Below are 13304 nucleotides of genomic sequence, written 5' to 3'. Positions count from 1 at the left end.
GTCAGGGCTTCCTGGCGATGCCGCCGTACATGAGGCGCTGACCGACGCTGAGCACCTCGGGGACGGTGTCCTCGGGACGCCACAGGGGCAGCGGGACGACCCCCGGCTCGAGCAGGTCGAACCCGTCGAAGAACCCGGTGATCTCCTCGGGGGTCCGGAAGCGGCCGGTGCCGAGCAGCGCGAGGAACTTCTCCTCCGCGTCACGCGCGTCCTGGGTGGCGGAGCAGAAATGGGTGATGAACAGGTAGCTGCCCGACGGGATGGCCGCCATGTAGGCATCGACGATGCCCTTCGGGTCCTCGCCGTCGTGCAGGTGGTGCAGGATGCCGACCAGCATCAGGCCCACGGGCCGGTCCAGGTCGATGAGCCGCTTGACCGTCTCGTCTTTCAGGATCGCCGCCGGGTCACGCAGGTCGGACGTGACCACCCCGGTCAGGTCGTTCTCGGCCAGGATCGCCCGGCCGTGGGCCAGCACCATCGGGTCGTTGTCGACGTAGACCACGTGCGACTCCGGATTCGCCCGCTGCGCGACGTGATGCGTGTTCTCCACCGTCGGCAGGCCGGAGCCGAGGTCGATGAACTGCGTGATGCCACGCTCGGCGAGAAAGCGCACGCCCCGGCCGAGAATCTGCCTGTTGTACGTGGCCACATCGTAGATCTCGGGGACGACCTTCACGATCTCGGCGACGAACGCGCGGTCGACCTCGAAGTTGTCCTTGCCGTTGAGCACGACGTCATAGGCCCGGGCGATGCTGGGCCGCGTTGTGTCGATGCCATTTGCCCACAAGTCCGACTTGTCGGTCACGGTGGACTCCTCGCGAGGTCGGAAACAGTCTTGATGATCATATCCGGAAAGATGAGGGAGACGCGGTTTTGAGGCGATATGCGGGCCGCTAAACCTCGGGCAAGCAACCATTCCCTGACATGCCGTTTGATGAATCTTGGGGTGATTAATGGCGTATGTCGGATTTAGGCTGGGAGGGATTTCGCCGTCTACCGCAGGAGGAACCCATGACGAGGTTCATGGACGTCCACCACAACATGGTGGGCATCACTGACGAGCAGTTCCGTGAAGCGCACGAGGCCGACCTCGCGATCCAGGGGGAAGAGGGAGTCTCCTTCGTGCAGGCCTGGGCGGATCCCGACGAAGGTGTCATCTACTGCCTGTCCGACGCGCCCAGCGCGGAGGCCGTACAACGGATTCACCAGCGCTCGGGCCACCCCGCCGACGAGATTCACCCCGTGCCGCTGGCGCTCTGATCGCGCTTCAGGAGCAGATCCCGGAGCGCCTTGGCGGCGCCGCTGAGGAAGCCGTGGCGTCGTTGGATGAGGACGACCGGGATCGAGAAGGCCGCGTCCGCCAGATCCAGGATGCGGACCCGGCCTGAGCCGAGTTCGTCCTCGACGCCGCTGCGTGGCAGGAGCGCCAGGCCGAAGCCGGCTTCGACCATCTTGATCTGTGCCGTCAGACTGTCTATCGGCACGATCTCCGTCGTGGTGAGCGCGTCCCGGCCCAGCAGCCGTTCCAGTGCGTCGGCGTAGGGCTGGCGGGCCTCGCCGGGGCGCGGCGGAAAGGTGATCCATGGGTGCTCGGCCAGTCGCCGGGGATCCAGGTGGTGCCCGCCGACGAGCGGGTGGTCGGGTGCGGCGACCGCCACCAGTTCCTCGTCGTACGTCTTCGTCGAGATGATGTCCGGGTGGTTGTCGTCGTCGTAACGCAGGCCGAGCACGGCTTCGCCGCGGCGGACGAGGTCGCTGACGCCGTCGCTGGTGGCCGTGCGAATGCGCAGCCGTACACCTGGATGGCCGATGCGGAAACTCCGTAGCCCTCGGGTGAGGCTCGTGCTCGCGAGGGTGCCGACGAAGGCGAGGACGACCTGCCCGGTGCGCCCGCCGCTGAGCTCTCGAACCGAGCCGAGGCTGTCCCGCATGACGGTGAGCAGCGTCTCGGCGTAGGGCAGGAACGCCTGGCCGGCCTCGGTGAGCAGGACACCGCGCCCCACGCGCTCGAACAGGGGCGCGCCCAGCTCTTGTTCGAGCAGGCGGATCCGCCGGCTGATCGCCGGTTGGGACACGTGCAGCGCCTCCGAGGCCCGGGTGAAGCCGCCGTACCGCTCGATGGCGAGGAACGTCGCGATCTGGTCGACCTCCATGCCATCAGATTAGCTGATGTATTACTTCAAACCTATGCATTGGACACATATCCCCTGGTCTTCCTAGGGTCGCGGTGTGCCGAAAACACGCCCTTCTCCATCCGCGGCAGCGGTTCGTGAGCTGTTTCTGCTCGATCGGGCGGTCACTCACCTCAACCACGGCGCTTTCGGCGCCTGCCCGCGACCGGTCTTCGAGGCTTATCAGAGCTGGCAACGCGAGCTCGAGCGCTCGCCGTCCTTGATGTTCGACGTCCGCCTCCACGGCCACCTGGCCCATGTGCGGTCGGTTCTCGGCGCGTACGTCGGAGCCGACGCCGACGACCTGGCCTTGCTGTTGAACGCGACCGTGGCCTTGAACGCGGTCTTCCGGTCCCTCAGGCTGTCGGCCGGAGACGAGGTACTGACGACGGAGCACGAGTACGGAGCCGTTCTCAACGCCCTGGACTCCGTCGCCGCGCGGACGGGAGCGCGCGTCGTGCGCGCGGCGGGCAGCACCGCGGACGAGATCTGGGCGGGAGCGACCGAACGGACGAAGGCCCTGGTCGTCAGCCATGTGTCATCGCCGACGGCGTTGCTGATGCCGATCGAGCGGTTGTGCCGGCTCGCGCGCGCGGCCGGCGTCCTTTCGATCATCGACGGCGCCCACGGCCCGGGCCAACTGGCCGTGGATCTGACCGCCATGGGCGCCGACATCTACGTCGGGAACTGCCACAAGTGGTTGTGTGCGCCCAAGGCCGCCGCGTTCCTCCACGCGCGCCGTGACGTCCAGTCCGCGCTGGTCCCGCCGGCGGTCGGCTGGGGATTCGGGGAGACGCGGTACGAACCGAGCCAGGATTGGCGAAGCGCGCGTGACCCGTCGGGATATCTCGCGATTCCCGCCGCGATCGCGTTCGTCGAAGTCAACGGGCGCCATGCCGAATGCCGCGCCATTCTGCGCCGCGCACGCACGGTGATGACCGAGGCGGGGTTCGCGCCTTTTGCGGATGAGCAGCCGATCCAGCTTGCGTATTTTCACGTGCCCGACTGCGATCCGGCGGCCGTCACCGCCCGTCTGCGCGAGGAGTTCGCGATCGACGCGCCCGTTCGCGTGTGGAAGAGCCGGCCGATGGTCCGGGTATCGGTGGCGCCTTACAACACCCTTCAGGACGTTCACCGCCTCGCCGACGCGATGTCCACGATCTTCGCGAGCGCTCGGCGCTCATAGCCCCCGATCTCGCACCGCCCACCTTCTACGTCAGGAAGCCCCATGACAATCCCCTCAGGCTCGGTCGGCGACGGCTCAGGCCAAAGACTCCGCCGCGACGTCCGGCTCGTCGGACTGCTGTTCACCTCGGTCGGCGCCATCATCGGCTCAGGCTGGCTGTTCGGAGCCCAGAGCGCGGCGAACACCGCCGGCCCGGCGGCCGTCTTCTCCTGGATCATCGGCGGATTCATGATCATGACGATCGCTCTCGTCTACGCCGAGCTTGGGACGATGTTCCCGCTCTCGGGAGGAGTGACGCGATTTCCCCACTACGCGTTCGGCTCGTTCGCCAGTTACGGGTTCGGCTGGATCCTGTGGATCACCTGCGGATCGGCGGCGGCCATCGAGGTGGAGGCCGCCATGCAGTACAGCTCGGTGCATTTCCCGTCGCTGATGCACGAGGTGGACGGCGTTCCGGTGCTGACCTTTCCGTTCGGGTTCGTGATCGCGGTTCTCCTGATGGGGGTTCTGACGGCGGTGAATCTGTACGGGATCAAATGGTTCGCGCGGGCGAACAACGCGTTGGTCTGGTGGAAGCTCGCCGTCATCGTGGTAGTGATCGTCGCCTTCGCGGTCACCGCCTTTCACAGCGGGAACTTCAACCTGGCCGACTCCGCCGCCGGAGGCCATGGCGGGTTCGCCCCCTTCGGCCTGAAGGGGATATTGACCTCGATCGCCACCTCGGGTGTCGTCTTCTCCTACCTGGGCTTCCGGCAGGGAATCGAGTTGGCCGGCGAAACCGACAATCCTCGCCGCAACATTCCCATAGCCGTCGTCGGCTCGGTCGTGCTGACCGGAGCCCTCTACATCCTGCTGCAGATCGTGTTCATCGGGTCGCTCTCTCCCGACGCGCTGGCCGCGGGCTGGGGCAAGATCTCGCTCGCGTCGGGTTCCACGAGCGTCTTCGGCCCCCTCGCCGCGCTCGCGACGATTCTCGGACTCAACTGGCTGGCGGTCGTTCTTTATCTCGACGCCGTGGTGTCACCCGCCGACAGCGGGTTGATCTACACCACGAGCACGTCCCGGGTCACCTACGCCATGGGGCGCAACAGGAACGCCCCGTCCAACCTGAGCCGCCTCAACAGACGCGGAACGCCGTGGGTGAGCCTGCTCCTCACCTTCTTCGTCGGCGTCATCTTCTTCCTGCCGTTCCCGGGGTGGCAGTCGCTGGTGGGGTTCGTGACCGCGGCGACCGTGCTCTCGCTCGGATCCGGCGCGCTCGCCTTGGCCGCCTTCCGCCGGTCCCTTCCGGATCACCCGCGGCCCTTCAAGATCCCCGGCAAAGACGTCATCCCCTTCCTGGCCTTCTACTCCTCGAACCTCATCATCTTCTGGACGGGTTGGCAGACCGGCTGGAAGTTGTACGTCGCCGTCCTCATCGGCTATGCGGTGTTCGTCGTCACCCATCCGTTCATCAAAGACGGCCCCGCCCTCGAACTGCGTTCGTCCTCCTGGTTCTTCCCCTGGCTCGGTGGCCTCGCTCTCATCGGCTACCTGGGCGACTACCCCGACCAGAGCCAGGCGGCCGGCAACCTCGGACTGATCGGCTTCGGATGGGGGTTCGTCGTCGTCCTGGTGTGGACCGCGGTCATCTACGGATGGGCCGTGAGGACCCGGCTCTCCGATGCCAAGGTCGCGCGGATGCTCGCGTCGGGTTTCGTCGGAGAGGAGGACGCCCTGGACCATGCCAAGGACGATGGCGCCGCGATCGCGCGCTGACCCCGACCCCGAGATCAAGACAGGAGAGACATGGAAGTGAACGTCGCGGCAGTGGGATCTCGCAGCGGTTCCGAGCTGTTCGACCGCATCGAGGAGTACGGCGCGGAACAGGTCGTGTTCGGGAGTGACCCGGCCACCGGGCTGCGCTCGATCATCGTCATCCACGACACCACGCTCGGGCCTTCGCTGGGCGGGGTGCGGATGTGGCCGTACGCGAGCGAAGCGGAGGCGCTCGCCGACGGCCTGCGCCTGGCACGGGCCATGACGCTGAAGGCCGCGGCCGCGGGGCTCGGCCTCGGCGGCGGCGCCGCCATCGTCATCGGCGATCCGGCACGCGACAAGTCCGAAGCTCTCCTGCGTGCCCACGGCCGGTTCATCGCCACGCTGGGCGGCCGGTTCATCCCGGTCAACGACGTCGGAACCGTACAGGCGGATATCGAGGTCATCGGCCGCGAGACCGCGCCCGTCTGCGACAAAGGCGACCCTTCTCCGTACACGGCGCTGGGGGTTCTCGCCGCGATCCGGGCCGGGCTGCGCGCCGCCCACGGCTCCGGCGAGCTCGCCAGAGCGACCGTGGCCGTTCAGGGAGCCGGCAACGTCGGATCCCACCTGACCCGCCTCCTGCGCGCGGAGGGCGCCGAAGTGGTGCTCGCCGACCTCGTCGAGGAACGCGCCCGCGACGTGGCCGGACGGTACGGCGCGCGGTGGATGTCGCCGCAGGACATCGTCTCGGCCCCCTGTGACGTGTTCGCGCCCTGTGCTCTCGGCGAGGTGGTGACGCAGGAGACGCTGCCCCGGCTGCGGTGCCGCGTCATCGCCGGGGGCGCGAACAACGTGCTCGCCGAACCCGGACTCGCCGACGCGCTCGCCAGGAGGGGCATCCTGTACGCGCCGGACTTCCTCGCCAACGCCGGAGGGCTGGTGTATCTGGAGGGTCAGCTCCTCGGTCACGACGACGCCGGCTCGACCGCGCGCGTCGAAGGCGTGGGAGGGATCGTCGGCGACGTCTTCGAGCGGGCGGACCGCGAGCACATCACCACGGTCGAAGCCGCCACCGCGATCGCGCACGCGAGACTGGCGGCACGGAGCCTCGACGACTGACGTCGATCGAGGTGTTCACGCCGTGGAACATCCTGTCACGCCTCCTAGGTGGGGAGACGGGAGGCGGCGGGAACACCATGATCAATGGGACAGGCGGAGGCGAGAGCAGAGTGCTGATCCGGCTGGTGGGGTCGTTCGCGGTCGAGCGGGACGGCCTGCGCGGGACGGTCGGCGGCCGGGCCAGGACGCTCCTGAAACTGCTCGCGGTCGAGCGCGGCCACGCCGTGCCCACCGACCGCGTCGTGGAGGCGCTGTGGGGCGACCGCCCGCCGAAGCGGCCGGCGGAGAACGTCGCCACGCTGGTGAGCAGGCTGCGCAGGACACTCGGCCCGCAGGCCGTGACGGGCGGCAGACGGTGCTACCGCCTCGGCGAGCCGCCGGCGGTGAGCGTGGACCTCGACGAGGCGACCGCGCTGATCGCGGAGGCGGAGGGCCGGCTGGCGGTGGACGAGGCGGCCGTGGCCGTCGCCGCGGCGACGCGGGCGATCCAGCTGCTCGACGGCGGTGCCGTACTGGATGGGGAATTCGACGCGCCTTGGGCGGCGGCGGCGCGGGGCGAGGCGGCCGGGCTGCTCAGGCAGGCGCGCCACGCGGCGGCCACGGCGGCGCTCCGGATCGCCGAGCCGGGGCGGGCGCGGCGGGCGGCCGAGGCGGCGGTGGCCGCGGACCCGTTCGACGAGGCCGCGCAGCGTCTGCTGATGCGGGCGCATACCGCGGCGGGCGAGCCCGCGCGGGCGTTGCTGGCCTACGAGCGGCTGCGCGACATCCTGGCGGCCGAGCTGGGCACGGACCCGGCGGCCGAGACGCGGGCCGTGCACCTGGCGATCCTGCGCGAGCAGCCGGTCGCTCCCCTGACCGCGGCCGCGAGGGAAGGGGGCTCCGCGCTGCCGGGGCGGGCGGTGGAGGTGGCCGGGATCTCCCGGTCCTGGGCGGCGTCCGTGGCGGGGCGGACCGCCGTGCTGCTGATCGTGGGCGAGGCGGGCATCGGCAAGTCCCGGCTGGCCGACGAGGCGGTACGGGTCGCGCGGGCCACCGGCGGGATCGTCCTGCGGGCGCAGTGCCACGAGATCGAGCGTTCGCTCTTCCTCCAGCCGTTCGCCGACGCGTTGGCGTCGCAGGTCACCCGGCTCGCCGGCCCGGTGCTCCGCGACATGGTGGGCGATGGGGCGCGGGCGCTGGCCAGGCTGATCCCGGAGGCGGCGCCGGCGCTGCGGCAGGAGGGCGAGGGGCCGGGCGGGGAGGCCGGGCGCCGGTCCGCGTACGAGGCGGTGGTCGCCTTCCTGCGGGCCCTGGCGGCCGGGAAGCCGGTCCTGCTGGTGCTGGAGGACCTGCATCTCGCCGGGACGGCGACCGTCGAGCTCGTGCACTACCTGGCCCGCCGAGTCTCCGGCGCCCGCCTGCTGGTCGTCGCGACGGCGCGCCCGGCGGAGGACACAGCGGAGGACACGGGCGGCGCGGCGGCGGGCCCAGCGGCAGGCGCGGCGGAGGGTGCGGCGGCGATGGACGCGCTCGGGCGCGCGGCCGTCCGGCTGGAGCTGGGGCCGCTACCCGCGCAGGTGGTCGCGCGGCTGGCCGCCGAGGCCGGCCAGGGCCGCTGGGCCGACGAGGTCCTCCGTCGGACGCGCGGCCATCCGCTGTTCGTCGTCGAGCTGCTGCGCGGCCTGGCGGCGGGCGAGCGCGGGGTGCCGGAGGCGCTGCGCGCGGCGGTGCTCGCGCGGGTCCGCCGGATGGGCCCGCTGGTGGAGCGGCTGCTGCGGGCCGCCTCCGTGCTCCGTTGCGCCTTCGATCCGGCGCTGCTGGGCGAGCTGCTCGGCCTCTCGCCGCAGGTGGCGGCCGAGCAGTGCGAGCGCGCGCTGCGGGTGGGGCTGCTCGTGGTGGTGGGCAGCAGGTACGAGTTCGCCAACGAGCTGACGAGGGAGGCCCTGTACTCCGCCACACCCGCCCCGACCCGGCTGGTCTACCGCCGCCGGGCCGCCGAGCTGCTCGGCCGCCGCGCTCGGGCGGCGGTCAACGGCCGGAGCCGCTGCCCCTAGCCCGACCGCCGCTGAGGGGGAGTTCGTCGGCGTACATCCGGGCCTGCAACTCGTACAGCTCGGCGTACCGGCCGGATCGGGTGATCAGCTCGTCGTGCGTGCCCTGCTCCGCCAGCTCGCCCTCGTGCAGGAGGTAGATCCGGTCGGAGTTGCGCACGCTGGCCAGCCGGTGCGTGATCAGGATGACAATCCGGCCGGGGGCCAGGCGGCGCAGCGACTCGTACACGGCGAACTCGGCCTTGGCGTCCAGCGGCGCGGTCGGCTCGTCCCAGATCAGCACGGGCGCGTCGCGGAAGACGCCGCGGGCGACGGCCAGCCGCTGCCACTGCCCGCCTGACAGTTCCCGGCCGCCGCGGAAGTACTTCGACAGCAGCGTCTCCCAGCCGTGGGGCAGGTCCGCCACCACGGTGTCGGCGCCCGCCAGCTCGGCGGCGGCACGCAGTGCCAGGTCACCGGGGTCGTCGCGGTCGTGCCGGCCGGCTCTGACGTTGGCGCGGGCGGTGTGCGGCCATCGGATCGGGTCCTGGAGCACCATCATGATCCGGTCGCCGACGCTGTGCGGGTCCAGCTCGCGGATGTCCACGCCGTCCCAGCTCACCTGGCCGCCCGTGGGCTCGTAGAGGCCCGCCATGATCTTGGCGAGCGTGGTCTTGCCGGAGCCGTTCTCGCCGACCAGGGCGATGGTCTGGCCCGCGCGGACGGTGAGGTCGATGCCGCGCAGCGCGTCGCCGGTGCCGCCCGGGTAGCCGAACTCGACGCCGCTCAGCGTGATCACCTGCGGCGCGGCGGGCGCCAGCCGGGTGGTCGCCGCGGGGCTCCTGGAGGCGGCGTCGTCGACGAACTCCTGGTAGTCCGCCACGTACATGCCCTGCTCCAGCAGTTGGTGCGCCGAGTGGACCAGCCGGCTGAGCGCGGCGTTCGCGGTCCGCACGGCTATCACCGCCCCGCCGGCCACCGCCAGCGGGATCCAGCCCGCCTGGAGCAGCAGGCCGAGCACGGTGAACGTGATGCCGGCCATGAGCCCGGTCAGCGCCCGGCCGACGGTGCCGACGCGCACCTGGCCGGCCAGCACGCGTACCTCCTGGTCACGCAGGGGGTCGGCCACCTCGGCGTACTCCCGCAGCAGGAAGTCCTGGGCCTGGCAGGCGCGGATCTCCGGGGCGGGCTCGCGCTGCGTGCCCAACTCGGTGATCATCTGGACCCGGCGGTTCAGGGTGACCGTGCGGGTCATGTGCGCGTACGCCAGCCGGGCCGAGCGCTGCACCGTCCAGGCGGCCGGGAACACGCCCAGCACCAGCACCGGGAGCAGCGCGGCGTGCAGGACGGCCAGGCCGGTGAACGCGGCGGCGAACGCCAGCGCCGCGCCGATGAGGTCGACCAGGTTGTCCACGGCCCGCGCGAGGTGGAACAGGCCGCGGTCGCGGGCCCGCTGCATCCGGTCGTAGAAACCGGCGTCGTCGTAGGCGGCCAGCTCCACGCGGAGCCCGGCCGCGAACAGCTCGCCCTCCGCCATCCGGCGCACCGCGGGCGTCAGCCGGGCGTACGCGGCCGCGACGGCCATCTCGACCGCGCCCCGCAGCACGTACGCCCCCGCGACGAGCACGAGCATGGGCAGCGCGGCCGCCACCACGTCCACGGTGGGGCCGGCGGCGAGCAGCCGTTCCAGCGCCCCCGTGGTGGCGAGCAGGCCGAAGGCCGTGGCGGCGCCCGACACGAGCTGGAGCAGCACGACCGTGACGGCCTGCCGGGGCGCCGCCCGCGCCACGATCGAGAGCACCGCCCGGCTGGTGGCCGGCAGCCGCCGGCACATCCGCCAGAAGCCCATGTCGCCGGCGTCGTCGAGCTGCCAGTACGGCGACACCATCTGGGCGTCGGCGGATGCGCTCAAGACGCCACCACCGGACCGGGATCGGGCAGCAGCACCGAAGGCAGCGTGCATTCGGGATGCATACGGAGCAACTGGTACACGATTCCGCCGAGGCCCGGCATCAGCCCCGGGATGAAGGCGTCCCTGGCGAACCCGCTGACCGGCCCGTGCCTCTCGACGCTGCCGAGCAGGTGGGCCTCCAGCCGGGGCCGGTCCAGCCCGCCCGCGCCGAGCCCGGCGGTGACGGCCAGGTCCAGCACCTCCCAGGCCCCGAAGTCGCCGTGGCACAGGGTGTGGTTCCAGCCGATGCCGTCGGCCTGGCTGGACTGCGCCGCGCGCCGCAGCAGATCACGCAGCGGCTCGGGGTCGCCGCGGCCGACCATGAGCCGGTCGGCCGCGACGGCCGCGATCCCGACGGAGCCGTGGCACCAGGCCGCCCCGATCTGGTCCGGCCCGCGCAGGTCGCGCCAGCTTCCGGTCTCCGGGACGTACAGGGTCTCCTCGTAGGCGAAGGCGGCCTCGGCGACGGTGGCGCAGTCGGTGTCACCGGTGGCCGCCGCCAGCCGGTCCAGCGCCCAGCCGATGCCAGTCGCCCCGTGCGCCAGGCCGCCGATCCCGTCCGGGAAGCCGTCGACCGTCCAGCACGCGGTGTCGCCGCGTACTTGCGCCGCCGACACCAGCTTGCGGCCGATCTCCCCGGCCAGCTTTCCCGCGTCGGCGTCGCCCGCGCTCTCGTGGAGCCGCAGCAGCGGCACCACCGCTCCGGCCATGCCGCGTACCAGGTCGAGTGACGGGTCGGAGTCCAGCGCCGCGGGCAGCTCGCGTACCAGGTCGGCCGACCGCGAGAACGCCTCGGCCGACTCGATCACGCCGAGCCGGACCAGCAGCAGCCAGCCCCAGATCCGCGACGCGAGGCCGAGGTAGCCGCCGGCGGGCGCGGGCCGGCGCGTCCGGATCTTCGCCCGGTCCTCCGCCCACTGCTCCTCAGCCATCCGTATCGTCCGCAGCACGTCGGCCAGCAGCGGCGCGGCCTCCGGCACCGGGTCGGCCCGTCCCGCCTCCATCTCGCGCAGGTAGCCCGCCAGCAGCACGGCGATGCCCGCCGCTCCGCCGTACATGTCGAGGCCGAGCGGCATCACGGCCCATCCGGTCGGGTTGAGCACCGGCGCGATCCACGTGACCGTGCCGTCCTCGGCGCGCACGGCGGCCTCGGACAGCGACCGCATGATGCCGGCCGCAAGCGCCCGCCGCCTGCGGTCCAGGTCGCCGGTGTCCAGGCCGGCCGGGAGCAGGCGCCGCTGGTCGGGTACGCCGCCCTCGTTCAGGTACGCGCTGACCAGGGCGGACTGGATCACCTGGTGCTCCAGCGCGAGGTCGGCCGACCGCCATCGGCGCAGCGTCCCGGAGATCAGGTCCTGGGTGGGGCCCCACAGAGTGCCGCGCGGCCCGGTGAGCCGGCCGCGGCGCGGCGTGGTGGCGAAGAACGGCACGTCGCCGTCCAGCAGTTCCTCGACCTCCGCCTCGATCACCACGGGGTCGTCCGGCCGGCCGGGCGCGTTGGCCGCCTGCTTGGCGAGCAGGTCCGCCGCGCGCCGCCGGGCGGCGGGCTCGTCGTGCAGCGCCTGCGGGTGCCAGAGCATCCGCTGCAGCTCGGCGTAGCTCTCGGTGGACCTGAGCACCACCCGGATCGGCAGGTCGGCGAACTCCTCAAGCCGCCCCTCCAGCTCGCCGCCCTCGTCGATCTTCCTGAGCCGCCTGGTCACCTGGGTGAACCCGGCCACCACCAGGTCCCAGTGCTTGCTCAGCACGGGTTCCGGGCTCGGATGGTTGAGCGAGAGCGGGACGCTCACGGGCGCGAAGCCGATCCGGGCCTCGTCGGTGCCGACGCCGAGGATGACGGGCAGCTCCGTGACCGGTTGCTGGCCGGGCAGCGAGCCGATGGCCGACATGTCGACGCCGCGCCAGCCGAGCGCCAGCCCCCGGCCCGGCAGCAGCCCGGTGCCCAGCACCGAGCCGCCGATCAGCCTCCCCGCCCGGTCCGCCGCGAGCCCGTACCCGGACACGCGCTCCGGCGAGTGGGGCGTGAACAGCGCCTCGCAGTCCACGACGGTCGGGATCGGGCCCGCGGCGATCAGGTTCTCGGCGTGCAGGTCGGTGCCGCCGATCAGCCGCATCACGGCCAGCCAGTGCCCGAGGCTGCGGTAGAAGCAGCGCATCTCCTCTTCGTCGGCGCAGTAGCGGTGGGCGACGTGCTCGGCCCAGCCATAACCGTCGCCGTTCACCACGTCGGGGACCCTGATCCGCGTGCCGGCGGGCTCGTCGCCGAGCAACTGGTTCAGCAGCCGCGTCACGGCGAGGTCCACGGCGACGGAGCGCGGCTTGTAGACGACCTTGCCCGCGGCGCAGCTCAGGATCGCCACGCTCTGCCCGCCGCGATGGCTGTCCCCCGCGCCGAACTCGACGCTCACCAACTCCCCCGGCTCATCCCCCTCGAACGGCCGGAGCAGTGCCATGAGCAGCAGCCGGTCGGCGGCGAAGCGGCGGGCCAGGCTCATCGCCGCCGCGCACCTGTTGCCGATCAGCCGGCGCAGGCGCGGGAGCATGGTCGGGTAGTGGCCGCCGAGCGACTCCCAGAACTCCTGGTTCGCCGCCTGGGACTCCCAGTCCCGCCACCTGGCCTCCGAGTCGTCGCCCGTGAGCCTCCCGGTGATCCTGGCCGCGTTCAGCTCCAGGAGCAGCACCCGGTTGGTCCTCAGGCGCACGGTGTCCAACAGCGCCTTGGCGGCGCCCGCGTGCACGGCCCGGCGTTCCGTTTCCGCCAGGCCCGCGACGGACCCGAGCCGGGCCGCCAGCCGCTCCAGTGAAGGTTCGAGCAGGCGGTCCAGCACGGTGTCGCTTACGGTGTACTCCCCCATGTCAGGTCAGCAGCACAAGCGCCCGGCGGAGCCCGTGCACGCCGTACCGCAGCCGCCCACGGTCTGGTCGGGCGGAGGAGGAGGCGGGTTGCAGCCCGACGCGGCGAGGATGGATTCGAGGGTGATGTCCGCTTCCGCGTACTCACCGCTGGCGAACAGCGGGCCCGCCGGGTTCTCCCACCCGTCGATGAGCTGAGTGCCGCTCCGCCAGCCGGCCACGATCCGGTCGGCCTGTTCCGGGGTCAGTTTGGGCATGAGATCGGTCCCTTTCCT

Annotated in this window: 10 protein-coding genes; 5 read left to right on the top strand and 5 right to left on the bottom strand. The window is 71.7% G+C overall.

What is annotated here, in order from left to right:
* Position 1: 1 nt before the first annotated feature.
* Entirely contained in the window at positions 2-805 is an 804-nt protein-coding gene (locus tag AB0F17_RS40320) for an SAM-dependent methyltransferase (protein ID WP_358034216.1), read from the bottom strand.
* Between the two features lie 206 nt (positions 806-1011).
* Between AB0F17_RS40320 and AB0F17_RS40315 the strand changes: the two genes are divergently transcribed.
* The gene (locus AB0F17_RS40315) at positions 1012-1260 is read left to right on the top strand and encodes an SCO4226 family nickel-binding protein (RefSeq protein ID WP_214638979.1); all 249 of its coding nucleotides are present in this window, start codon (positions 1012-1014) and stop codon (positions 1258-1260) included.
* Here AB0F17_RS40315 and AB0F17_RS40310 read toward each other — a convergent pair.
* Positions 1236-2153: a LysR family transcriptional regulator gene (locus AB0F17_RS40310; RefSeq protein ID WP_358034213.1), complete on the bottom strand. Its 918-nt coding sequence runs from the start codon at positions 2151-2153 to the stop codon at positions 1236-1238. The genes AB0F17_RS40315 and AB0F17_RS40310 overlap by 25 nt on opposite strands.
* A gap of 76 nt (positions 2154-2229) precedes the next feature.
* Between AB0F17_RS40310 and AB0F17_RS40305 the strand changes: the two genes are divergently transcribed.
* The 4 genes from AB0F17_RS40305 to AB0F17_RS40290 all read left to right on the top strand — a co-directional run bounded on the left by AB0F17_RS40305 (position 2230) and on the right by AB0F17_RS40290 (position 8249).
* Complete coding sequence (locus AB0F17_RS40305) at positions 2230-3357, top strand: aminotransferase class V-fold PLP-dependent enzyme (RefSeq protein WP_358034210.1); 1128 nt, start codon at positions 2230-2232, stop codon at positions 3355-3357.
* A gap of 42 nt (positions 3358-3399) precedes the next feature.
* Positions 3400-5115, top strand: coding sequence for an APC family permease (locus tag AB0F17_RS40300; protein WP_358034207.1), 1716 nt, complete (start codon positions 3400-3402; stop codon positions 5113-5115).
* 30 nt (positions 5116-5145) lie between these two features.
* Positions 5146-6216: a Glu/Leu/Phe/Val dehydrogenase dimerization domain-containing protein gene (locus AB0F17_RS40295; RefSeq protein WP_358034205.1), complete on the top strand. Its 1071-nt coding sequence runs from the start codon at positions 5146-5148 to the stop codon at positions 6214-6216.
* A 77-nt stretch (positions 6217-6293) separates the two neighbouring features.
* Positions 6294-8249: an AAA family ATPase gene (locus AB0F17_RS40290; protein ID WP_358034202.1), complete on the top strand. Its 1956-nt coding sequence runs from the start codon at positions 6294-6296 to the stop codon at positions 8247-8249.
* On the opposite strand, the gene AB0F17_RS40285 is transcribed toward AB0F17_RS40290, so the two are convergent.
* The 3 genes from AB0F17_RS40285 to AB0F17_RS40275 are packed head-to-tail and all read right to left on the bottom strand — an operon-like array spanning position 8224 to position 13286.
* Entirely contained in the window at positions 8224-10137 is a 1914-nt protein-coding gene (locus AB0F17_RS40285) for an ABC transporter ATP-binding protein (RefSeq protein ID WP_358034200.1), read from the bottom strand. The genes AB0F17_RS40290 and AB0F17_RS40285 overlap by 26 nt on opposite strands.
* On the bottom strand, positions 10134-13031 hold the full coding sequence (locus AB0F17_RS40280; protein WP_358034198.1) for a type 2 lanthipeptide synthetase LanM family protein: 2898 nt from the start codon (positions 13029-13031) through the stop codon (positions 10134-10136). Before AB0F17_RS40280 ends, AB0F17_RS40285 begins: the two co-directional genes overlap by 4 nt.
* Positions 13032-13037: 6 nt before the next feature.
* The gene (locus tag AB0F17_RS40275) at positions 13038-13286 is read right to left on the bottom strand and encodes a DUF6229 family protein (protein WP_358034196.1); all 249 of its coding nucleotides are present in this window, start codon (positions 13284-13286) and stop codon (positions 13038-13040) included.
* Between the last annotated feature and the right edge of the window lie 18 nt (positions 13287-13304).

This window comes from Nonomuraea sp. NPDC026600, assembly GCF_040638335.1.
Taxonomy (GTDB): Bacteria; Actinomycetota; Actinomycetes; order Streptosporangiales; family Streptosporangiaceae; genus Nonomuraea.
Note: the sequence above shows the minus strand (reverse complement) of the source record. Positions and strands in the feature narration are given on the sequence as shown.

Coding starts and splice junctions, on each gene's coding strand:
- AB0F17_RS40315 (WP_214638979.1), top strand. CDS start 1,012: ATGACGAGGTTCATGGACGTCCACCACAACATGGTGGGCATCACTGAC.
- AB0F17_RS40310 (WP_358034213.1), bottom strand. CDS start 2,153: ATGGAGGTCGACCAGATCGCGACGTTCCTCGCCATCGAGCGGTACGGC.
- AB0F17_RS40300 (WP_358034207.1), top strand. CDS start 3,400: ATGACAATCCCCTCAGGCTCGGTCGGCGACGGCTCAGGCCAAAGACTC.
- AB0F17_RS40295 (WP_358034205.1), top strand. CDS start 5,146: ATGGAAGTGAACGTCGCGGCAGTGGGATCTCGCAGCGGTTCCGAGCTG.
- AB0F17_RS40290 (WP_358034202.1), top strand. CDS start 6,294: ATGATCAATGGGACAGGCGGAGGCGAGAGCAGAGTGCTGATCCGGCTG.
- AB0F17_RS40280 (WP_358034198.1), bottom strand. CDS start 13,031: ATGGGGGAGTACACCGTAAGCGACACCGTGCTGGACCGCCTGCTCGAA.
- AB0F17_RS40275 (WP_358034196.1), bottom strand. CDS start 13,286: ATGCCCAAACTGACCCCGGAACAGGCCGACCGGATCGTGGCCGGCTGG.